Source organism: Mycobacterium sp. NGS59 (genome assembly GCF_059812345.1).
The window spans coordinates 1-21583 of the sequence record NZ_JCALCN010000018.1; the positions used below are offsets into that span (position 1 = coordinate 1).

Consider the following 21583-nt stretch of genomic DNA (forward strand, 5'->3'; position numbering starts at 1 on the left):
CCTCCTCGGCGTCGGGTTCGCCGTCCACCCGTGGTGCCTCATCGTTCGGGTTACACATCCCGGGTGCGGCCAACTTCGTCCACGCCGCTTCGATCGCGGCCCGCAGCTCGGGGGTGACCAGCCCGCTCAGGCGCGACATCCCGTCGAACTTCTGCTCACCCAGCACCAGGCCGCGTCGGCGGGCGCGTTCCTCCTCGCTGTAGTTGCCGTCGGGGTGCAGATAGGCCATTACCTCCTGGGCATAGGTCTGCACTTGTTCGGGCCGAAAGTGGGTGGCTTTGTCGACCAGGTCGGCTTCGGCGTCCGCGCGGGTGCCCGCATCGACCGTGTCGGGCAGGTGCGCCAGGAATTTGCGGATCAACCTGATGTGTTCATCACCGATGAGCCCGGCACCTTGAGCGGTCGCGGTCGCGGTGAGCAGCGGCCCTAGCGCCTCCCCGGACAGCGCCCGGCGCGCGCCGAGGTCTTTGGCTTCGGCGATACGGCGGCCGGCTTCGGCTTTAGAGATCCGCAACCGATCAGCCACCGCACTGCGCAACTTGCCGCCCAACTCCTCCTCGGCGGCTTGGGCGGCGAGTTCGTTGATCACCGCGTGCTGGGGTGTGCGCAGTTGGCGGGCTGCCCGCTCCAGGCGCTCCAGAGCCCGCATCCGCTCCGGGGTGGTGAACACCTCAAAGGACAACGCGCACAAACGATCCACGTCGGAATCGAGTGCGTCAAAGACCTCCACGATCTCTTCACGCGTGCTCGCTGCCATACCCCAAATTCTAGGGAGCGGCACCGACAACTCCCCGGCCCCGAAGACACACCTGTGTATAAAGCTTCAACTGTGGATAACCCAGCGCCACAGAGGATTTCGCCGCAGAGCCTAATCCGCCGCCTGCACCTCGGCCGCCGCCCGCTCTCCGGACCGAATGGCACCGTCGATCCACCCGCACATCACGGCCGAGCTCTCGGTGCCGGCCCAGTGCACACGGCCGCACGGTGCCCGCAGGGCCGAGCCGAACTCGGTCAGTACGCCGGTGCCGGTGTGACTGATCATCCCGCCGCCGGAATACCGCTCCTGGGTCCAGTCCTGTTCGTGGTATTCCGCTGGCGTACTTGCCTTTTCGCCGAACCGGTCGACGAGCTCACCGATGATGATCGCCCTGCGTTCGGCTTCGTCGAGCTGGGTGAGTCGCCGAGCTGCGGGTCCTTCGATGATCGCGCACATGATGCCCGGGTCCCCGGTGTCGGTGCAGGCGTCGATGCTCAGCGTCACCGGAGTGCCGGGCGCGGCCGACTGGCCCGAGAAACCGTCGGCCCGCCAGAACGGCTCGTCGTAGACGACGGAAATCTTGATAACCGCACCGCTTGGCATGCGCTGGTTCAGCATTGCGCGGTCCACCGGCAGCGTCGGCTCGTAGACGATCGAACTGGCGATCGCCATCGGAATCGCCACGATCACCCGTCGCGCGCGCACCGTCAGACCGTCGGCGCTGACCGTGACCCCGTCGGCGTCCTGCGAGATCTCGCGCACGGGACGCGACAAGTGCAGCGCATCGCCGATCTCGGCCACTATCGGTCGATAGACGGCACCCATCCCGCCGACCGGGCGGGCATCCTGAGAGCCGCCCTTGCCGCCGATGACGAATCCAGGACCACCGCCGGAGGACATCTGCAGCAACATCCACAGCATCGACACCTCGGACGCCGTGCAGGTGTAGGTACCGCCCAATGCCATGTCCAGCATCTCGCGGGCCGCTGCGGACGGCACGTTGTGTTCCAGCCAGTCGCCGACGCTCATCCGGTCCCACTCGGTGGCATCCTTTGCCGTCCAAGGGGTTTCGCGGGGGACTGCCTTGCACATCTGCTCGACCCGCAACAGCGCCACGCCGAGATTGGCCACCGCCCAAGGGCTCATCGTCCACGGCAGCTTGCCGCCGTAGCGGTGTTTCTTGCCGTCGACAACCATCATCGCGTCACCGTCGTTGTGCTGCTTGTATTCCGGTACGCCGAACTCTTTCATCATCGCGTAGATCCGGTCCTGGCCCGGGCCGATCCAGGCGCCACCGCGGTCGATCCACACCCCGTCGTCGCGGGTCACGGTGAAGGTGCGGCCACCGACCCGATCGCGGGCCTCCAGCAGAGCCACCGAGCGACCCGCTTGTTTCAACCGCAGCGCGGCCGTCATCCCCGCGAATCCGGCACCTACCACGCAATAGTCGACATCCGTCATGCCTGACTCCCTTGATGACCGTGGCACGTCCCAGCAGGAAGCTACACCGATAGAAGTGCGAGTTGGCCCGCTTCTCCCAAGATTGCGGTTGTGGGCCGGCCAATCGACATTCTGCATACTGTGCGACTGTGCGTATCCACGACGTTCGAACACGGCGCAGCGCGGACGATTTTCCCCGCAATGAGCAGTTGGCTTGGAAGATCGCGGAGGTCGCTGCGGACCCGGTGGCCGTCCCTGCCGATGCCGAGTCCATGGTGATCAACCGGATCATCGACAACGCCGCGGTGTCGGCGGCCTCCTTCCTGCGCCGTCCGGTCACCGTCGCACGGTCCCAGGCGCTGGCACATCCGGATACGGCACGAGGAGCCAAGGTGTTCGGTGTCGACGATGACTACGCGCCCGAGTGGGCCGCTTGGGCCAACGGGGTCGCGGTGCGCGAATTGGACTACCACGACACGTTTCTGGCCGCCGAGTACTCGCATCCGGGTGACAACATTCCCGCTCTGGTGGCCGTGGCCCAACATCTGGGTATCAGCGGCGCCGACTTAATCCGTGGCATCGCAACGGGTTACGAGATCCAGGTCGGGCTGACCAAAGGAATCTGCCTGCACGAGCACAAGATCGATCACGTCGCACACCTCGGACCGTCGGTGGCGGCCGGGTTGGGCACCATGCTGAAGCTGGACAAGGAGACCATCTACCAGGCGGTAGGCCAGGCGTTACACCTGTCCACGTCCACCAGGCAGTCGCGGAAGGGATTGATCTCGAGTTGGAAGGCCTACGCTCCCGCCTGGGCCGGCAAGGTCGCCATCGAAGCCGTCGATCGCGCCATGCGCGGGGAAGGTGCCCCGGCACCCATCTGGGAGGGGGAGGACGGCGTGATCGCCTGGCTGCTGTCGGGACCCGGGCATACCTACCAGGTCCCGTTGCCTGAGCCGGGCGAACCTAAGCGCGCCATCCTGGACACCTACACCAAAGAACACTCGGCGGAATATCAGAGTCAGGCTCTGATCGACCTGGCCCGCCGGATGCGTAAGCGGATCGGCAACGCCGAGCAGATCGCCACCATCGTGCTCCACACCAGCCACCACACCCATTACGTAATCGGCACCGGCGCAGGCGATCCGCAGAAGATGGATCCGGACGCCTCGCGTGAAACGCTGGACCACTCGGTGATGTACATCTTCGCGGTGGCTCTGCAGGACGGTAGTTGGCACCATGAACGGTCGTACGCATCGGAGCGGGCGCACCGACCGGACACCGTCGAACTGTGGCACAAGATATCCACCGTCGAAGACCCAGAGTGGACCAGGCGATATCACTCCAGCGACCCGCTGGAGAAAGCCTTCGGCGCCCGTGCGGAAGTGACCATGCAAAACGGGGAAGTGATCGTCGACGAGATCGCCGTTGCTGACGCGCACCCATTGGGCGCCAAGCCATTTGAGCGTCAGGACTACATCGGGAAGTTCTCCGGCCTGGCCGAGGGCGTCATCGCCCGTGCCGAGCAGCAACGGTTCCTGACGGTGGTGGACGGTCTCGCTCAGCAGCAGCCGGGCACGTTGGGCGCGCTGAACCTACTGGTCGATCCGGAGGTGCGAGCCATGGCGCCGACGATCCCGGCCGGGATCTTCTGATGAGGCACCCGGATTTACGAGACTGTCGGACAGCAACCGATGGCTAGCCGCCCCACTTGGCGGCTTCGGCACCGTCGCGGGCCAGCATTGCCATGGTGTTGGCCTCGTGGGTGCTGGCCATCGACTGATAGGCCCGCACCAGGTCCTCCATGGCCTGGTTCCACTGCACCTGCCAGGCCTGATACGTCAGACCGGTGTCACCCTGCCAGGCGTTCTGCAACGCGGCCTGCTCGGCGGAGATGTCGGCCCCCAAACCCATCATGGTGCCGGCATAGCCCGCCATGTCCCCGGCATGAGCGAGCATCGCCGGGTAGTTGTACATGATCTGCGACATCAGAAACCCCTTTCTCGTCTGAGCCGGCTCAGAAGCCGGTGTAGGTCGACGCGGCCGCGGCATCGGCGGCCACATAGGTACCGGCCGCCTCGCCCAGGTTGGCTTGGGCGATGTCGAGCAACGTGTTCACCCGCGCCGCGACCTCCACGAACCGGGCGTGCGCGGCCTGAAACGCCGCCGCGGACTCCCCCTGGTGAAACGCCTGCGCCGACATCGCGGCCTGCTCGGCCTGACCGATCGTGTGCCGCATCAACCCGGCCTTGGCGCCGAACGCCGACTGCGAGGACACCAACTGCGGAATATGCGCATCCAACAAACTCATGACTCTCCCTTTCGATTCGAATTCCGGTTCCGGCTAGCCGCCGGCAATCCCATAGGTCGCGGCGGCCGCCGCGTCACCGGCGAGGTAACTGGCGCCGGCCGTGCCGACACCGACGCCGGCACGACCCAGCTCTTCGACACCCTGGGCCGCCACCGCGGCGTGCTCCTGGCCCTGCGCGCTGAACCCGGCGGCGGTCTGCAGCGAAACCGGGTCCGCCGCCGGCGGCACCACCGCGGTGATCAACGGCGCCGCGGCGGCGTGCGCGGCGGCCAGACGCGCCGTCAGCGCCTCCACCGCGGCGCTGGCGCCGGCCAATCCTTCTGGAACCACTCGCAGCGTCATGACTGACTTCCCTTCTGTTGCGTCTCACCGGATATCGCCGCCGCACCGACGAGCGGGTTGACCAGCTGCACGTAGGTCGGGTAATCGCTGTCGGTGAGCAATATGGCCCGCCCCGCCGGTAGCCGACTGAACCGCTGGCCCCGGATCTTGCCGCTGTCCTGCGGGTTTCCGGCCAGCATCAATGTCGTCGCCTGCAGGTCGTTGAACCTGCGCAGCAACGGGTTGGTCATCAACGCGTGCGACGACCCGGACGCCCGGCCGGTCACGATCACCCGCAGTCCCAGGTCGGCGGCCTGCCCCAGCAGCCCGATCAGCGGGGTCCAGGGCCGCTGTCCGAGGTAAGGGCCGGAGGTCGCGGCGGAGTCCGGGATCTGGTCGACGTCGTCGATGATCAGGTAGTGCGTGTGGCCCTGGAATGTCCAGCGCGACAACTCGGCCGGTGACAGACCGGCCGGTGGCCGGCGTGCCTCGATGAGGTTGGCCAGCCCGATCATCGCCGGGGTGATCCGGTCGATGTTGGCGGTGTACTCGTTGTCGGCGAACAGCGGTTCGTCGACGAGGTGCAACCGGCGGTCCAGCACGGTGAAGGCCACCTGGTCGGAAGTCGAGTTCTCCCGGACGGTGCGGATGATGTGGCGCAGCAGGGTGGTCTTGCCCGACTTGCTGTCGCCGAACACCATCAGCAGCGGATTCTCGGCGAAGTCGTGCACCACCGGCGCGAGGTCCTCTTCGCGCTGGCCGATCACCACCTGCTCCGGTCCCCGGTGCAGCGAACCCACCGCTGCCGGTGCGAGGTCGGTGGGCAGCAACCGCACCGGCGGCGCCGACTGGCCCGGGTAGCGGGCGTTGATCGCCGGGATCTGCTCCAACTCCGGTTCGGCGAACAGGAAATGCTGGGCGGCCATGGTCAATCCGCGACCCGGCAGGTCGTGCGGGACGGCGTCGGCCGGACGGCTCAGTGCCCCGGTCACCCGCACGTTGCTGTCCCGCGCGTCGTGCAGCTTGAGCTCCAGGCGCAGACCAAGCCCGTCGCGCATCGCCAGCGGCACCTCCAGCCAGCTGGGCGTGGTGATGACCACGTGGATGCCGTAGGCCAGGCCGACGTTGACCAGTTCGGTCACCTTGGCCAGCAACGGGTTTCGGGTGTTGAACTGGTCGACGTTGTCGCGGCCGAAGCCGTACAGGTTGTCGATGACGAGGAAGACCTCGCCGAACCCGTCGTCCTTGTCCAGCCGGTGGCCGTGTCCGTTCGCGGGACGGTCCCGGAACGCCTCGCGCTGCTGACGGGACAGCAGCAGCTGCTCCAGCTCGCCGAAGGTGCGGCGGATGCGTTCGGGCTCGAGCGCCGAGGCGACACTGCCGACGTGCGCCAGGCCTTCCAGCGCGCGTAGCTGTCCGCCGCCGTAGTCCAGGCAGTAGAAGGTGACGTCGCGCGGCGAGTGCAGGCTGGCAGCCGACATGATGAACGTCTGCAGCGCAGTGGATTTGCCGGACTTGGGGCCGCCGTGGATCACCACGTTGCCGGCCGACGACGTCGCGTCGAACACCAGCGGGTCGCGGCGCATCTCGAAGGGCTTGTCCACCTCGCCGAGCGGCCAGCGCCACTGCCGGGCCGGCACGCCGGCCCGCGCCAGCACCGAGGTCAGCGGGATCGGCTCGTCCAGCGGCGGCAGCCACAGCTGCGGCGCCTTGGGCCCGTATGCGGCCAGTTGCTCGCCGATGGTCGCGATCAGCTTGCGCGGCGGACCGATCGGCTCGTCGTCCTCGGCCCCGGTGATCACGGTGCCCGGATCGGGCTCCACCGGGCCGGCGCTGAACAGCTTGGGCTCCGGAACCGACTGCACCACCAGGGTTTTCGCCGCCTGCGGCGGCTCGTAGATGCCGTCGACGTAGGTGGAGCGGAACTTGATCGGGGTGGCCCCGGGTGCGGGCACCAGGAACCCGATGCCTTTGTGCTCCTTGCCCGACTCGATGTGGTAGGCGTCCTCCACCCCGATGATCTGGCGCGACACACTGGGGCTGGCCACCTTCAGACCGATCCGGTAGGAGGTGTTCTTGTCGATGTCCTTGATCTTGCCGACGTCCAGTGTCTGCGACGCGAACAGGATATGGATGCGGAACGAGCGCCCCTTGCGGGCCACGTAGTCGAACAACTCCGCGTATTCCGGGTGGTCGGCCAGCATCAGGGTGAACTCGTCGGCGACCACGAAAAGCGTTGGGATGGGCGGCAGGTCATGCCCGCCGGCCTGAGCGGCTTCGTACTCGGTCACCGAGTTGAACGCGCTGCCCTGCACCCGGCGGCCCGCCTCGCGCAGCAGCATCTCGCGCCGCGCCACCTCGCCGCGCAGCGTGTCGGCGAACCGGTCGGCCAACGACTTCTTCTCGGCCATGTTGGAGATGACCGCGACCACCTGCGGGAAGTTGCGGAAGCTGTCGGCCCCGGCCTCACCCTTGAAGTCGGCGTAGATGACGATCAGCCGGTCGGCGGAGTGAGTGGTCAACAGCGACAACAGAATCGACATCAACGTCTGCGACTTGCCCGAGCCGGTCATACCGATCATCAGGCCGTGCGGACCCATCCCGCCCTCGGCCTCGTCCTTGAGGTCGAACATCAGCGGCTCACCCGTGGCGGTGACGCCGATCGGCACCCGCAACTCGTCGTCACGGCGTCGCGGCGCGAACAGGGCGGGGACGTCCAGCCGGGACGCATCCGAAATGCCCAGCAGGGTAGTGAAATTCGCGCCGCGGGTGGCCGCCGAGCGCAGCCCGGTATGCGTCGGGTTGGAGTCCCACCGGGACAGCCGACGGGCCAGGTGTGCCGCGTCGTCGGCGCCGAACAGATCGGCGGCGTCGATATAGGGCTGCCAGCCGCCGGTCTGCCACCGGTCGATGCTGCCCTGGGCGACCCGCAGGATCGGCTTCTCCGGGTCCGAGTACTGCTCGCGGTTGGGCGCCGTGGCCGAGATGTGCAGCACCGTGACGCCGGCCCGACCGGCCGACAGCGGCGAACCGGTCAGGTCGTAGTCGGGATCGTCGACGACAATCAGCAAGTGCCGCAACGCATCCACCGGCTGCCCGGTGAACGCGGGGCGCTCGTCGAGGGCAGGCTCCAACAGGTCTATCAGCTCGTCGGGATCGGTGGTGAGGTAGCGGGCCGGACCGACACCGTCGACCTGGCCGGGAATGTCGACGTGCGGCAACCACTTCAGCCACGACCAGTCGTCGGTCTCCAGATCGCGGGAGGCCAGCGCCACACCGAGCACCGTCGGGTCATGCCAGGTCACCGCCTGGGCGATCCAGGCACGTACCGCCCCGCGGACGTCTGCGCTGTCGCCCAGCACGCTGATCCGGGAGACCTTGCTCAGGTCGATGCCGGCCGGTACGTCCGGCACGGTGCGCTGGGTGTCCAGCAGGCTGCGTAATGCGCTGTGCGACACCGGTTCCAGGTCGACCTCGTCGGCGGTGTCGTTGACCCGCAGCGCCGTGGTCAGCGGCGCGGAATGCCGACCGGCGCGCAGCACCAGGAAGTCCGGGTCGTGCGGGTCGCGCTCCCACTGCCGACGGGATCCGGGCACCGCGGCCAGTGCTTCGGGCTCGGGGTGCGACCACTGCGCGGCGGCGCGCTGCTCGGCGGCCTGGGCGCGGATGTTGTCCCGGACCACCGACAGGTACCGCAGATAGTCGGCCCGCTCGGCGTCGACTTCTTCGGTGCGCATCTTGTTGCTGTCGCCGCGGTAGAGCGCGGTCGCGGCAAGCAGCAGCACGAACGGGAAGAACAGCGTCTGCGGCGAGATCAACCGCATGCCGGTGGCGAACAACGCGACGATCATGCCGACGATCAGGATCCCGATCAGGTACGGCATCGCCCGCCGGAACAGCGACGGCGGGATCACCCGCGGCAGCTCCGGCGGCGCCTCGATGGTGATGGTTCCCTTGCGGGCGCTCGGCGGCGTCAACCGCCGGCGCGCCTCGAAGATCAGTCTGCTCATCGGGGCTCCCCTTCGGCGGCTACCGGATGGCCCGGTCGGCTGTCCGGCGGCAAACCGTCATGCGCCAGCAGCGCATCGGCGCGCGACAGCGTCGGGCCAGTTGCGAACAAGGACAGGACCGACCAGGGGATGGCCAGCGGCGGCGACTTGAGGCCAAGCGCCTCAACCGTTTTGCCGTTGACCCCGGACCGGTCGGACTCGGTGTCGATGCCGTACCGGACACCGGTGTCGGATACCCAGAACAGCGAACCGGTGGCCGGCGCCGCCGGACCCCCGCCCGCGGTCTGGGTGAAGTATCCGGTGCCGGGGGTGAGCGCGACTTTCGCCCCGCCGCCGACCAGTTCGACGGTCCGCACACCCTCGGTGACCGGCAGCGCCGAACCCGAGAGCAACGTCAGCGAGCTGGTGGCAGCGCCGTTCGGCTTGCTCCAGAACGCGCAGGCAACGGGGCTGCTGGCGGCGTCGACGACGGTGACCGGTTGGGCGGGGTAGCGCGAGGTGTCCAGCAGCCGCGACACCGGCAGCTTGGCGACCTCGTCGGCACCCAGCCGCGGCGGCTGTTGCAGGCCATGGGAATTGGTGTTGCGCAAGACCGAGGCCAGCACCGGTGAGATCGACTGCAGACCGTCGGGCAGCACGGCGTAGAACGTGTCCGAGCCGGCCTTGTCCAGCGAGTAGGCCACCACGACCCCGCCGATCGGCGCGGGGACCGCGAAGCCGGCCGGAGCACCCGCGTTGGGGATGGGTGGTGCGGTCAGCGGCGCCGATTCCGGTATGGCGTTGAACAATCCGGCGGCTATGGGTCGCGGTGCGGGCACCTCGGTGCCCAAGCCCAGCGCGTTGGTGACCGCGCGGTCGGCCAGGTCGATCCGGCTGCGCTTGCCGTCCCACAGCAGCCAGGTTCCGTTCCCTCCCGAAGAGGCTGCGTCCACCAGCAGCGCCTGGGTCGAGCCGATCGCGGCTGCGCGGGTGCCGTCGCTGTACGGCTTGCCCGCGATGACGGTCACGCCGGTGCTGCGCGCGCCGCGGCCGGGCTGCCCGGTGACGGCGTCACACACCGTCCAGGCGGCGTCGCGGGCGCTGCTCTGCACCATGCGTTCCGGGGCGCCCGGGATGCCGACCAGGTTGCCGCGCGGAAAGCGGTCCAGCTCAGCGCTTTTCACCGTGGTGGGGTTGACCGGCTGACCGGCGATCAGGCGGGCGGAGGTCAGGTTCAGCACCGGATGCAGCTGGTCGCCGACCCGCACATAGAGCGCGGCGGTGGACCGGTCGGCCAGGACCGCGTTGTTGCCGACCTGCCCGTTGGGCCGGATCAGCGAAAACACAAAGCAGCCAAGCAATCCGGTGATCAGCAGCAGCGCACCCATCAGCACGGCCCGGGACTGGGTCCGTAGCGGGTCGACCAGCATCCTGGTGTCGTGCAACGCGATTCCCGAGGCGATGCGGCGCATCACGAACCGCCAGCCGGTCACCTGGTGGCGGGTGACGAAGCCACGACGGTACTCGACCTTGTCGGGGTTGTCGTTGACCGGAGTCCGGGACGCGAACGAACGGCGGTCGTCACCCCATTCGTTGTCCGAGTCGTTCTTGCTCATGCCGGCACCGACAGCCCGAGGCCACGCAGCAGCGGGGCCACCGTATTGCCGACGTCTTGTGCGGTGATTGTCATCAGGTCCTCGTCGGTGAACTCACCCGTGCCGGCTTGTTCGGAATGATCGAGCCGGAACTCACGCTCTTCTTCCGAACGCTCGACCACGTTCCGTACGAACCGGCCGTTGCCGGCGATGTCCAGGTTGCGCCGGTCTATCCCGTTGCTGTCCGGCGACGACGTCTCGGCCAGGTGAGTGAAGAGCCGTTGCATGTCGTCGAGTGCCGCCTGTTCGAACATGCTGTCGCGTTGCTGCGCCATGAGATTCGCGATCTCAGTCAACTCCGACGGCTGGTACGACGGGAAGTCGATGCTGCGGGTGAACCGGGACCGTAGACCCTCGTTGGTGTCCAGGAACTTGTCGAGGTCGGCGCGGTATCCGGCGATGATGACCACCAGCCGGTCGCGGTCGTTCTCCATGCGCGCCAATAACGTGTCGATGGCCACCAGACCGAAGTCGTTCTTGGCTCCGGTGGCCACCAGTGCATACGCCTCGTCGAGAAACAGCACCCCGTCCAGCGCGCTGTCGATGATCGCGTTGGTCTTGGCCTCGGTCTCGCCGATGTGCTGGCCGATCAGGTCGGCGCGGTGCACCTCGCGGATGTTCTCCCGCTTCAGCAGTCCCAGGCCGCAATAGATCTTCGCCACCACTCGGGCAATGGTGGTCTTACCCGTCCCGGGCGGGCCGGCGAACACCAAATGATGGGTGCGCTGGGCGACGGTGAGTCCGCGTTGCTGGCGCAGTACGGCCATGGCGACCGAACTCTTGAGCCGGGCAACCTGATTCTTCACCTCGTTCAGGCCGATGAACTCGTTGAGCGCCACCTCCGCTTCGGCCAGCAACGCGGCCTTACGTTCCCGTGCGCCCGGGTCCACGAAGTCGGCGTCGCTGGGTTCGGTGTCGCGGTTCCACGGGTCGGTCCGCGCTTCGATGCGGGCCGCGGTGGTGGTGACCATTCCGAAGCTCGGGTCGGACAGCGCCTGCTCGATCTCTTCGTTCTCCGGGTTGGCCGCGTAGAGCTCGTGCAGCACGTCGCTGGCGGCTTCTTCGTCGACGTGCGCCCGCAGCGCGAGAGCTTTGGCCAGCGCGCCGTCGACCGCCGCCACGGCGATCGGACCCTCGGGCTCCTCGAGGTAGGACAGCGCGGGAGCGAACATCCCCAGCCGGGCCAGCGAGGTACCCAGGGCGATCTTCACCGCGTGCGCGAACGCCGCGTCGAGGTCGGCGTCGTTGACGATCGGGGTGAGCAGCTTGACGACGTCCGACCAGCGTTCGGCCCGGTAGTTGATGACCACCGCGATCCAGCGGGCCTCACGCGACTGGGGGCGGCGCTCGGCGATGCGGCTGACGATGTCGTATGCCTGGGCAAACTCCCCTTCGGATGCCAGGGTGGCCGCGTAGGCGAGGTGGAAGTCGTCGGGACTGGTGGCACGGAACTGCAGATACAGGCCGGTGTCGTAGCGGAACCCGAGGGCACCGCGGGCCAGCTCGACCTGCCGCTGCAACACTCCGGCCGTCGCCGCGGTGCGCGAAACCTGTTCCAGCACACGCTTGGACGTGTCGCCGGAAGCGGCCAGGCCGGTCCACGCGTCGCACTGGTCGTGGGCGATCCGGGTGAGCGCGCTGAATCCCGATCGCGCCGCGCTCAGATCCGCCGGGCGCTGCCGTTCGTAGACCGCGATGCCCAGGGCGCGGCAGCACGTGGCGAATCTGCTGACCACGTCCTCGTCGACCCTGCCGTCGGTCCGGGATGCGCGGGGCTGAGCCCCAATCATGCCGATATCACCGCGTTCACGCCCCGCCTTCTTTTGGAAGAAAAGATCACCGCTGGCCGACTCCGCCTGCGGTTAGCCTCACGAAGTTAGCATTCCCTAAGCTAACTGTCGAGGCGGTCGATCGCGTGCGCTTCGCCACATCAATTCCCGTCTTGGCACGTCTGACCAGCATTTCTTGCGCTGGCCGCACTGAGCGGCCGCCCGGGTACACAGCTTACTGAATATGATTTTCATTAACAACGGCGGGGGTCGTTGCCCGCGCCGGGGGCCGGCTACGGCTTGGCGGCGCTGACCAGAGTGTTGCGGGCGAACATCGGCGCGGCCTCGGACTCCGGCCCGGGTACCGGCCGGCCCACCTCACGCAGGTAGTCGTTCAGTGGCGTGCCGACGGCCGTCCACCCGTGCTGACCGAACCACTCGGCGGCGGGGGCGCACTGTTCGTTGTAGACCAACTGGAAGAAGGGACGCTGGTTGGCTTCCGGGTCGGCGCGCTCCTCTTCGACCTTGGCTTCGTATTCGTCCTGGGGCAGCGGAGCGCCGTCCTCGACGGCGACGTGACTGCCGAGGGCAGCCAGCGCGTCGATGCCGGTGAACAGCGCCTCCTGAGCGGCGGCCGGAAGATAGATCAGCAGTCCCTCGGCGATCCAGGCCGAAAACTGGGTGGGGTCGAATCCGTTGTCCTGCAACGCTTGTGACCAGTCGTCGCGCAGATCGACGGCGATCTCCCGGCGCTCGGCGCGGGGTTGCACACCGTGCTCGGCGAGCACCTCGCGCTTGAAGTCGAGCACCTGCGGCTGGTCCAGCTCGAAGATCGTCGTCCCGTCGGGCCAGGGCAGCCGGTAGGCCCGGGAGTCCAGTCCGGCCGCCAGGATGACGACCTGTCGGGCGCCGGCGGCGGCGGCGCGCTGGAAGTACGCGTCGAAATATCTGGTGCGACCGCCCTGGAAGTCGACGAAGTGCCGGCCGAAGTCTTCGCTGAGCAACTCGTGGTCGGGTGCCTGGCCGTCCAGGACCTCAGCCCAGGAACCGCCGACGGCGCGGCAGAACAATTCCGCGTACGGGTCGACGGCCAGCGGGTCGGGCTTCTGCGCCTCCAGCGCCCGCGCGGTGGCCACGAACAGCGCCGTCGACCCCACGCTCGTGGTGATGTCCCAGCTGTCACCTTCGCTTCGCACCCGCCCGACCTTACGCGTGCCCGCCGAAGTTCAGCCGCGATCCGCATCCCAGCTGCCGGGCAGCATCGGCACCCGTGGACCGCCGCCGAATTCGTCGCCGGCCAGGGCCGTCAGCCCGGCCGCCGCACCGGCTGCTTCGCGGTGCACGGTGCCGGTGAAGCCCAGGTTTGCGGCGCCGCGATCCGAAGCACCGACCCATTCGGTTTCCGGCGATGCGCCCCAGTCCGGGTTGACATCGACATTCATGTCGGCGAACTCGTCGCCGTGCTCGTGCAGCGCCGAACGGCGCCGTCGGCGTTGGCGAGCCTGCTCGCGTGCGGCGGCGGCCGCGGCGACCGCGGCGGCGTCGGGCTCGGAAGCCTTCCTGCTGGCGCTGGCGCCGGCGCTCATTCCCGAACCGAAGCCGATGCCGGGCCCCCCACCGACCAGGAAGGGAAAACCCGGGCCGGCGGCTGCGGCGGGCGCCGGGGGCGGCGGTCCGGCGCTGGTGACCGAGCCGGCCACGGTCGAGGTCGTCGGCGCCGGGGCCGCGGGTGCGGCCGAGGCGACGACGGACGGGGCGGCGGTCCCGACAGCGGGCAGCACGGGTCCCGCGCCCACCGGTGCGAGCGCGACCGGGATCGCGGCGGGCTGGATGGCGCCCAGACCGGCCAGGCCGGCGAAACCGGAGACCGCACCCAGATTGGCGACGGCGCCGCCCATCGCGGCGGCGAACAACTGCGGGGACTGCAGCAGCGGCGCAAGTTGGGCCAGGTGGGTCGGCCAGTCGAATTCGGCCAGCTGAACCACGTACTCGATGGCACCGGCGGGGTCGGTGAACAGCTCCTGGACGAACGTTTCGAACTGCTGCCCGAACTCCAACGACCGGGCTACCCACCAGATGGGCTGCGTGGCGTCGGTGATGTCGTGCATGTGGATCCCGTTGAGGGTCTCTTCCAGGGGATTCCAGTCGATTTGCCCGTTGGTCAGGGCGCGCAGCAGGTCGGCGACGAGGTAGTCCAGTTGGGTCGGGTCGCCGTGGTCGTGACCCTCGTGGCCGTCCTCACCCTCGTGCTCGTCGTCGTGGTCGTGGTCGTCGTCGGCGTGGACGATCTCCGGTGCGGCGGTGGTCTGCGGCGTCGACGCGACCGCGGCGGCGGCCACCGCGTCGTAGGACGCCATCGTGGTAGCCGCCTGGACCCACATCCGCGCGTAGTCGGCCTCGTTCAGCGCGATCGGGATGGTGTTGATTCCGAAGAAATTGGTCGCGACCAGGATCCCGTGGACCGCGTGGTTGGTTGCCAACTCGACCAGCGTCGGCATCCCGGCCAGTGCGGTGGTGTAAGCGGCGGCCGCGGTCTCGTGCTGGGCAGCGGCATTGGCACTGTGGGTGCTGGCCTGCGTCAGCCAAGCCAGGTACGGCACGTGCGCCGCGACGTATTGCACGGCGGTCGGTCCATCCCAGGCCCCGCCCTGCACCGCACCCAGCAGCGCCATCAGTTCGTCGGCAACCTCGGTGTATTCGGTGCTCAGCGCCGACCATGCCGCGGCGGCCGACAGCAGCGGGCCCGGTCCGGGTCCACTGCTGAGCAACGCCGAGTGCACCTCCGGCGGCGACGCGAGCCAGACCGGCATCTCAGCCAGACCGGTTGATGAATATGATTTTCATTATCAGCCATTCGACACCATGGCAGGATCGAGCGCAAGTCCTGTACGGGAAGTGTCGGCGGCCGAATTCGGCTGGGTTCGGACGAAGTCCGTGCGGTGCTAGACGAGCGGGAGACCGGCCTGGATCCGCCGGTCGAGGTCCCACAGCAACACGTTGAACGGGAACTGCCGGACGAACCGCGGCATCAGGCCGTTGCTGATCTTTATCAACGCCATCAACTGGTCGAACAGGAGTTGCCGGCCGGCGTCCCATGGGAACTGCATCTCGTCGCGGAACTGTTGCGGCAGAAAGCCCGTGGTGATCAGCAGGGCGATGTTCTCCGGGATCGCGCGCAGCAGGCCCGGCATGGGCAGCCGTTTGATGCGCGCGACGGCGATCGGGTACAGATAGGCGCGCACCGCGTCGTCGATGTGCACCTTGCCCAGCGACTCCTGCCAGTACTCGTCGAAGGCCGCACGGTCGGCCGGCCACATCTCCGGTGGCACCTGCAAGGTGGTGCCCAACGTCATCGACTCTTGGTAGTGACGGTCGGCGTCCTCGTCGCTGAGCTCTCCGACGAACGTGCGGTAGACGTCTACACCGCCCTTGTAGAGGCAAGCGGCCACCCACAGCTGCAACGCGGGATCGAAGGCGTTGTACGACACGGGGCTCTCGGGAGTGGAGCGAACCTGGGCGTGGGCCCGGTTCACCGCGCGCCGGTAGGCCGCCTTCTGGCTGTCACTTCCGGCCGTGGCAACAGCCAGGTAGGTAAAGGTGGTGCGCGCCCGCTTGATCGGATGCAGGTCGATGCGCCCGCTCTCGACGCGGCTCTCCATCACGCCATAGCCGACCCCCGGCCGCGCCAATTGCATGATCACGTTGGCAGGCCCGGCCAGCAGCGCCACTCCCATCATGCCGTCGTCGATACCCGACCGTCGCTTGCCGGACGTTCGGACCGTCCGGGCCGGATCCGACACGGCCCGCTCGACATGTCGACGCCGCTGCGGAGCCGCCTCATGAATCGCCATTTGACGGCCCTTTCGCACATTTTTTGTCCGCAAATTGTAAAAACATGTGTTCTCAGATATTTGTCCGCTCTTGCACATGTGTCAAGATGTGTCCCATGGCTCCGGACAGTGAGGGTGCCCGCGCGCGGCCGTACCGCGGCATCGACGCCGCGGTGCGCTCAGCTGAGCGGCGGCGAAAGCTGCTGGCGGCGGGTCTGGACCTGCTGGGCGCCGAGCAGCAGGATCTGTCCACGGTGACCGTTCGCAGCATCTGCCGAGAGGCCGGGGTGGCCACCCGCTATTTCTATGAGAACTTCACCGAGAAAGACGAGTTCATCGGCGCTGTTTTCGACTGGATCATCGCCGATCTGGCGGGAAAGACGCAGGCCGCGGTGATGGCGGCCCCGCCGCACGAGCAGTCCCGCGCCGGGATGGCCAATATCGTCAACACCATCGCCGACGACGCGCGTGTCGGCCGCTTGGTGTTCAGCAACCAACTCGCGGACCCCGTGGTGATCCGCAAACGCGCCGAGTCCACCGCCCTGTTCGCCCTGCTGTCCGGCCAGTACGCGGCCAGCGCACTGCAGATAGCAGCAAACGAGCGCCTCAAGATGGGTGCGCACTTCGCGGTGGGCGGCGTCGGACAGGCCATCAGTGCCTGGTTGGCCAGCGACATCCGGCTCGAGCCCGATCAACTCGTCGACCAATTGACGCTGCTGGTCAGCGAGCTCACCAACCCGGGCCTGTACGGCCTGATCGGGAAGGCCGGAGTCGCCACCTAAGGCGCAGCCGCTACCGACGGTCGCCGGTCGGCCGCCGTCCTGGGCACCGCCGGCGTGTCCGCATCGGTGAATTCCCGCACCCAGCAGGCGAACTCCAACATGATCCCGTCGGGGTCCTGAAAGTAGAACGAGCGCACGTACACGCCGGGGTGCACCTTGGCGGCGACCTGCATCGGGCTTTCGTCGTGGTTGAGCACCGGACCCACCCGTACGCCCTTGTCCTTCAGCCGCTGCCGGTAGGCGTCGAACTTCTCGGCCGGCACGTGGAACGCGAGATGGTTCATGGTGCTGACCGCGCTGGTGATGTCACCCAGGCCCGGCAGCGCGCCCGGCGAACTCAGCCCCGGCACCCGGTCGGCGGCCTCGGCGAACCAGAAGAACGCCACGCAGTCGCCGTTGCCCGCGTCGAAGAAGAAGTGCTGCCCCGCGCCACCGGGCAGGTCGAGCGACTTGATCAGCGGCATGCCCAGGACGTTGCTGTAGAAGTCCACGGTGCGGGCCATGTCCGAGCACACCAGCGCGACGTGGTTGATCCCGCCGAGTTCGAACTCGGTGTTGACGTTGTGCGGCTTGATCATCGTGCGCCTCCCTACCTATGATCGTCCAAAACTGAATCTAACATCAGATTCAGGTCTGCGGGAGGTGCATGAGGTGACGGCCGCGGCAGAACCCAGCAGCCGTCCCGCCACGTTCCCGACTCACCGCGGTCGGCGGACCCAGGCCGCCATCGACGCTGCCGCCCGAAAAGTCATCGCGCGCAAGGGAGTTCTGGCTACCACCATCGCGGACATCACCGCCGAAGCGGGCCGTTCCGCGGCGTCGTTCTACAACTACTACGACTCGAAAGAGGCGATGGTCCGGCAGTGGGCGCTGCGTTTCCGCGACGAGGCCAACCAGCGCGCGCAGACGGTGACCCAGCACGGTCTGTCCGATCGCGAACGCGCCCACCAGGCCGCGGCGGCGCACTGGCACACCTACCGGCATCGCCTCGCGGAGATGATCGGCGTGTCCCAACTGGCGACGGTCAACGAGGACTTCGCCCAGTACTGGGCCGAAATGTGTTCGTTGCCAATCTCTTTCATCGCCGAATCGGTCAAACGCGCGCAGGCGCAGGGCTATTGCGCGGACGACGACCCACTGCTGCTGGCCGAGGCGATCGTGGCGATGTTCAACCAGTTCTGCTACATCCAACTGACCCGGACGCAGGAACCCGACGATCAGGCTTGCATCCGGACGCTCGCCAACATCTACTACCGGGCCATCTACTGCGAGGAGGATCGCTCGAGTTGACCGAGGTCATCCGCGAGTTCATCGGGTTGCCGTCGCCCACCGCCGGGCGTGCCGGGGCGGGCGGACACCCGTGCCAGGGGCTCTATCACCACGCATCCGGGCATCGACCGAAGGTGGCGATGATCGCCACCCACTACCAGATCGATTTCTCCGAGCACTACCTCGCCGAGTACGCCGCGGCCCGCGGTATCGGGTTCCTGGGCTGGAACACCCGGTTTCGCGGCTTCGAGAGCAGTTTCCTGCTCGACCACGCCTTGGTCGACATCGGGGTGGGGGTGCGCTGGCTGCGTGTCGTGGCCGGTGCGGAAACAGTTGTGCTGCTTGGTAATTCGGGTGGTGGTTCGCTGATGGCGGCCTACCAGTCGCAGGCGGTGGATCCCAATGTCACCCCGCTGGACGGGATGCGCCCCGCCGACGGGGTCACCGAGTTGCCGGCCGCCGACGGCTACGTCGCGACGGCAGCCCATCCGGGACGACCGGACGTGCTGACCGCCTGGATGGACGGTGCGGTCGTCGACGAGAACGATCCCGTCGCAACCGATCCCGAGCTCGATCTGTTCGACGGGGACAACGGACCGCCGTACCCGGCGGAGTTCGTCGAGCGTTACCGGGCCGCGCAGGTGGCGCGCAATGACGCCATCACCGACTGGGCCGAAGCCGAGCTGAAACGTGTTCGCGCCGCGGGCTTCTCGGATCGACCGTTCACCGTGATGCGCACCTGGGCCGACCCGCGCATGGTCGACCCCGATATCGAACCGACCAAGCGCCAACCCAACTCGTGTTATGCCGGTACGCCGGAGAAGGCGAACCGCTCGGCGCGCGGCATCGCCGCGGCGACCACACTGCGCAACTGGCTGGGCATGTGGAGTCTGCGGACGGCCCAGACCCGCGCCGAGCCGCATCTGGCCCGCATCACGGTGCCGGCGCTGGTGATCAACGCCGAGGCCGACACCGGCGTGTTCCCGTCCGACGCGCAGCGCATCTACGACGGGCTGGCCGGCACCGACAAGACGCAGGCCGCGATCGACAGCGACCACTACTTCACCACCCCCGGCGCCCGCGACCAGCAGGCCGACACCATCGCCGACTGGATCGCCAACCGGTGGGGTTGAGTCGCGCCCAACCGACCGGTTGTTAGCTTGGAGGAAACCGCGCACGGGAAGGCGAACAATGCCGATCGCAATCACCCCTGAACATCAAGACCTGGCCGACTCGGTGCGGTCCCTGGTCGAACGGGTAGCGCCCTCGGAGGTGCTGCACGAGGCGATGGAAACGCCGGTGCAGAACCCGCCGCCGTACTGGCAGGCCGCCGCCGACCAGGGCCTGCCGGGTGTGCACCTGGCCGAGTCGGTCGGCGGGCAGGGGTTCGGTGTGCTCGAGCTGGCCATTGTGCTGGCCGAATTCGGATACGGCGCGGTACCCGGACCGTTCGTGCCGTCGACGATCGCCAGCGCGCTGATCGCCGCGCACGACCCCGAGGCCAAGGTGCTGGCCGAGTTGGCATCCGGGGCGGCCATCGCCGCCTACGCGCTGGACTCCACCCTGACCGCCACCCGGCACGGGGACGCGTTGGTGATCCGCGGCGAGATCCGCGCGGTGCCGGCCGCGGCACAGGCGTCGATCCTGGTGTTGCCGGTGGCGATCGACAGCGGCGAAGAGTGGGTGGTGCTACGCGCCGACCAGCTCGAGATCGAGCCGGTGCAGAGTATCGATCCGCTGCGGCCCGTCGCCCACGTGCGGGCCAACGCCGTCGAGGTCGGCGACGACGTGGTGCTGGACAACCTGAGCATGACCACCGCCCACGCGCTGATGACCACGCTGCTCTCGGCCGAGGCGGTGGGCGTGGCGCGCTGGGCGACCGACACCGCGTCGGGCTACGCCAAGATCCGTGAGCAGTTCGGTCGGCCGATCGGGCAGTTCCAGGCCATCAAACACAAATGCGCCGAGATGGTCGCCGACACCGAACGGGCCACCGCCGCCGTATGGGACGCCGCCCGCGCCCTGGACGAGGGCAGCGAGCACGTCGAGTTCGCCGCGGCGGTGGCCGCCACACTGGCTCCGGCCGCCGCCCAGCGCTGCACCCAGGACTGCATCCAGGTGCACGGCGGCATCGGCTTCACCTGGGAGCACGACACCAACGTCTACTACCGCCGGGCGCTGATGCTGGCCGCGTCGTTCGGCCGCAGCTCGGAGTACCCGCAGCGGGTGGTGGACACCGCGACCAGCACCGGGATGCGCGCGGTGGACATCGACCTGGACCCGGAAACCGAGCAGTTGCGGGCCGAGATCCGGGCCGAGGTGACCGCGTTCAAGGACATGGACCGGGCGGCGCGCACAGTCGCGATCGCGGAGGCCGGCTGGGTGCTGCCCTACCTGCCCAAGCCGTGGGGCCGGGCGTCCAGTCCGGTCGAGCAGGTGATCATCGCCCAGGAGTTCACCGCCGGACGGGTCAAGCGGCCGCAGATCGGCATCGCGGCCTGGGTCATCCCGTCGATCGTCGCGTTCGGCACCGAGGAACAGCAGCAGAGGTTCCTGCCGCCGACCTTCCGTGGCGAAATGGTGTGGTGCCAGCTGTTTTCCGAGCCCGGCGCGGGATCCGACCTGGCCGGGTTGTCCACCAAGGCCACGCGGGTGGACGGCGGCTGGCGCATCACCGGACAGAAGATCTGGACGACGGCCGCGCAGTTCTCGCAATGGGGTGCGTTATTGGCTCGTACCGACCCGAGCGCTCCGAAGCACAACGGCATCACCTATTTCCTGCTGGACATGAAGAGCGAGGGGGTGACGGTCAAGCCGCTGCGTGAGCTCACCGGGCAGGAGTTCTTCAACACCGTCTACATCGACGACGTGTTCGTGCCCGACGAGAACGTGCTGGGTGAGGCGAACCGGGGCTGGGAGGTCAGCCGCAATACCCTTACCGCCGAACGGGTTTCGATCGGCGGCAGCGATCTGAACTTCCTGGCCAGCCTGCCGGCATTCGTCGAGTTCGTCCGTGACGGGCAGTTCGACCAGACCGCTCGGCACCGCGCCGGCCAGTTGATCGCCGAGGGGCACGCCGCCAAGGTGCTCAACCTGCGCTCCACGTTGTTGACGCTGGCCGGGGGCGACGCCATGCCGTCGGCGGCTATCTCCAAACTGCTGTCGATGCGCACCGGGCAGGGCTATGCCGAATTCGCGGTGTCGTCCTTCGGTTCCGATGCGGTGATCGCGGATCCCGAAACGCCGCAAGGCAAATGGGGTGACTACCTGCTGGCCAGCCGGGCCACCACGATCTACGGCGGCACGTCGGAGGTGCAGTTGAACATCATCGCCGAACGGCTGCTGGGCCTCCCCCGCGACCCGTGACGCCCCTGCGCCCCCTGCGCGAACAGACGCAAAAGCCCCCAAATTCCACCGGAATTGGGGGCTTTTGCGTCTGCTCGCCCTACTCGGCGTCGTC

At 67.9% G+C, this 21583-nt stretch carries 17 protein-coding genes; 5 read left to right on the top strand and 12 right to left on the bottom strand.

The genetic code is table 11. The features are described 5' to 3' along the window. Together AC5Y46_RS18500 and AC5Y46_RS18505 are read right to left on the bottom strand one after the other, a co-directional pair. Positions 1 to 757, bottom strand: a 757-nt coding sequence (locus tag AC5Y46_RS18500) for a DUF222 domain-containing protein (protein ID WP_499992442.1), incomplete at its 3' end; no start/stop codon positions are given. Between the two features lie 111 nt (positions 758 to 868). Next, a complete protein-coding gene (locus AC5Y46_RS18505) occupies positions 869 to 2218 on the bottom strand; it encodes a flavin monoamine oxidase family protein (protein WP_499992443.1) in 1350 nt (449 codons plus the stop codon). A gap of 128 nt (positions 2219 to 2346) precedes the next feature. On the opposite strand from AC5Y46_RS18505, the gene prpD reads away from it, so the two are divergent. Next, positions 2347 to 3852 (top strand): 2-methylcitrate dehydratase PrpD, encoded by a 1506-nt coding sequence (gene prpD / locus AC5Y46_RS18510; protein WP_499992444.1) that lies wholly within the window; start codon positions 2347 to 2349, stop codon positions 3850 to 3852. Between the two features lie 43 nt (positions 3853 to 3895). Here prpD and AC5Y46_RS18515 read toward each other — a convergent pair whose 3' ends face one another. The 9 genes from AC5Y46_RS18515 to AC5Y46_RS18555 all read right to left on the bottom strand — a co-directional run bounded on the left by AC5Y46_RS18515 (position 3896) and on the right by AC5Y46_RS18555 (position 16093). Next, positions 3896 to 4186: a WXG100 family type VII secretion target gene (locus AC5Y46_RS18515; protein ID WP_499944803.1), complete on the bottom strand. Its 291-nt coding sequence runs from the start codon at positions 4184 to 4186 to the stop codon at positions 3896 to 3898. Between the two features lie 28 nt (positions 4187 to 4214). Next, on the bottom strand, positions 4215 to 4508 hold the full coding sequence (gene esxG, locus AC5Y46_RS18520) for a type VII secretion system protein EsxG (protein ID WP_499943959.1): 294 nt from the start codon (positions 4506 to 4508) through the stop codon (positions 4215 to 4217). Between the two features lie 33 nt (positions 4509 to 4541). Beyond that, positions 4542 to 4850 (bottom strand): PE family protein, encoded by a 309-nt coding sequence (locus tag AC5Y46_RS18525; protein ID WP_499943961.1) that lies wholly within the window; start codon positions 4848 to 4850, stop codon positions 4542 to 4544. Continuing rightward, the gene (eccCa, locus tag AC5Y46_RS18530; RefSeq protein WP_499992445.1) at positions 4847 to 8839 is read right to left on the bottom strand and encodes a type VII secretion protein EccCa; all 3993 of its coding nucleotides are present in this window, start codon (positions 8837 to 8839) and stop codon (positions 4847 to 4849) included. Before eccCa ends, AC5Y46_RS18525 begins: the two co-directional genes overlap by 4 nt. Beyond that, on the bottom strand, positions 8836 to 10434 hold the full coding sequence (gene eccB / locus AC5Y46_RS18535; protein ID WP_499992446.1) for a type VII secretion protein EccB: 1599 nt from the start codon (positions 10432 to 10434) through the stop codon (positions 8836 to 8838). Before eccB ends, eccCa begins: the two co-directional genes overlap by 4 nt. Continuing rightward, complete coding sequence (gene eccA / locus AC5Y46_RS18540) at positions 10431 to 12263, bottom strand: type VII secretion AAA-ATPase EccA (protein ID WP_499992447.1); 1833 nt, start codon at positions 12261 to 12263, stop codon at positions 10431 to 10433. Before eccA ends, eccB begins: the two co-directional genes overlap by 4 nt. Positions 12264 to 12535: 272 nt before the next feature. Continuing rightward, the gene (locus AC5Y46_RS18545; protein ID WP_499992448.1) at positions 12536 to 13438 is read right to left on the bottom strand and encodes a class I SAM-dependent methyltransferase; all 903 of its coding nucleotides are present in this window, start codon (positions 13436 to 13438) and stop codon (positions 12536 to 12538) included. 30 nt (positions 13439 to 13468) lie between these two features. Beyond that, entirely contained in the window at positions 13469 to 15052 is a 1584-nt protein-coding gene (locus tag AC5Y46_RS18550; protein ID WP_499992449.1) for a PPE family protein, read from the bottom strand. Positions 15053 to 15184: 132 nt separating this feature from the next. Then, the gene (locus tag AC5Y46_RS18555; protein WP_499943967.1) at positions 15185 to 16093 is read right to left on the bottom strand and encodes an oxygenase MpaB family protein; all 909 of its coding nucleotides are present in this window, start codon (positions 16091 to 16093) and stop codon (positions 15185 to 15187) included. A gap of 95 nt (positions 16094 to 16188) precedes the next feature. On the opposite strand from AC5Y46_RS18555, the gene AC5Y46_RS18560 reads away from it, so the two are divergent. After that, complete coding sequence (locus tag AC5Y46_RS18560) at positions 16189 to 16854, top strand: TetR/AcrR family transcriptional regulator (protein WP_499943968.1); 666 nt, start codon at positions 16189 to 16191, stop codon at positions 16852 to 16854. Here the strand turns inward: AC5Y46_RS18560 and AC5Y46_RS18565 are convergent. Then, positions 16851 to 17432 carry a VOC family protein gene (locus AC5Y46_RS18565; protein ID WP_499992450.1) on the bottom strand — a complete coding sequence of 194 codons (582 nt, stop codon included), beginning with the start codon at positions 17430 to 17432 and terminating at the stop codon, positions 16851 to 16853. The genes AC5Y46_RS18560 and AC5Y46_RS18565 overlap by 4 nt on opposite strands. Positions 17433 to 17505: 73 nt before the next feature. On the opposite strand from AC5Y46_RS18565, the gene AC5Y46_RS18570 reads away from it, so the two are divergent. The 3 genes from AC5Y46_RS18570 to AC5Y46_RS18580 are packed head-to-tail and all read left to right on the top strand — an operon-like array spanning position 17506 to position 21489. Beyond that, positions 17506 to 18144 (top strand): TetR/AcrR family transcriptional regulator, encoded by a 639-nt coding sequence (locus tag AC5Y46_RS18570; protein WP_499943970.1) that lies wholly within the window; start codon positions 17506 to 17508, stop codon positions 18142 to 18144. Further along, positions 18141 to 19256, top strand: a complete 1116-nt coding sequence (locus AC5Y46_RS18575; RefSeq protein WP_499992451.1) for an alpha/beta hydrolase — start codon at positions 18141 to 18143, stop codon at positions 19254 to 19256. Before AC5Y46_RS18570 ends, AC5Y46_RS18575 begins: the two co-directional genes overlap by 4 nt. Positions 19257 to 19314: 58 nt before the next feature. Next, positions 19315 to 21489 carry an acyl-CoA dehydrogenase family protein gene (locus AC5Y46_RS18580; protein WP_499992452.1) on the top strand — a complete coding sequence of 725 codons (2175 nt, stop codon included), beginning with the start codon at positions 19315 to 19317 and terminating at the stop codon, positions 21487 to 21489. Positions 21490 to 21583: the final 94 nt, after the last annotated feature.

Coding starts and splice junctions, on each gene's coding strand:
- AC5Y46_RS18505 (WP_499992443.1), bottom strand. CDS start 2,218: ATGACGGATGTCGACTATTGCGTGGTAGGTGCCGGATTCGCGGGGATG.
- AC5Y46_RS18515 (WP_499944803.1), bottom strand. CDS start 4,186: ATGTCGCAGATCATGTACAACTACCCGGCGATGCTCGCTCATGCCGGG.
- esxG (WP_499943959.1), bottom strand. CDS start 4,508: ATGAGTTTGTTGGATGCGCATATTCCGCAGTTGGTGTCCTCGCAGTCG.
- AC5Y46_RS18525 (WP_499943961.1), bottom strand. CDS start 4,850: ATGACGCTGCGAGTGGTTCCAGAAGGATTGGCCGGCGCCAGCGCCGCG.
- eccCa (WP_499992445.1), bottom strand. CDS start 8,839: ATGAGCAGACTGATCTTCGAGGCGCGCCGGCGGTTGACGCCGCCGAGC.
- eccB (WP_499992446.1), bottom strand. CDS start 10,434: ATGAGCAAGAACGACTCGGACAACGAATGGGGTGACGACCGCCGTTCG.
- eccA (WP_499992447.1), bottom strand. CDS start 12,263: ATGATTGGGGCTCAGCCCCGCGCATCCCGGACCGACGGCAGGGTCGAC.
- AC5Y46_RS18550 (WP_499992449.1), bottom strand. CDS start 15,052: ATGCCGGTCTGGCTCGCGTCGCCGCCGGAGGTGCACTCGGCGTTGCTC.
- AC5Y46_RS18555 (WP_499943967.1), bottom strand. CDS start 16,093: ATGGCGATTCATGAGGCGGCTCCGCAGCGGCGTCGACATGTCGAGCGG.
- AC5Y46_RS18560 (WP_499943968.1), top strand. CDS start 16,189: ATGGCTCCGGACAGTGAGGGTGCCCGCGCGCGGCCGTACCGCGGCATC.
- AC5Y46_RS18565 (WP_499992450.1), bottom strand. CDS start 17,432: ATGATCAAGCCGCACAACGTCAACACCGAGTTCGAACTCGGCGGGATC.
- AC5Y46_RS18580 (WP_499992452.1), top strand. CDS start 19,315: ATGCCGATCGCAATCACCCCTGAACATCAAGACCTGGCCGACTCGGTG.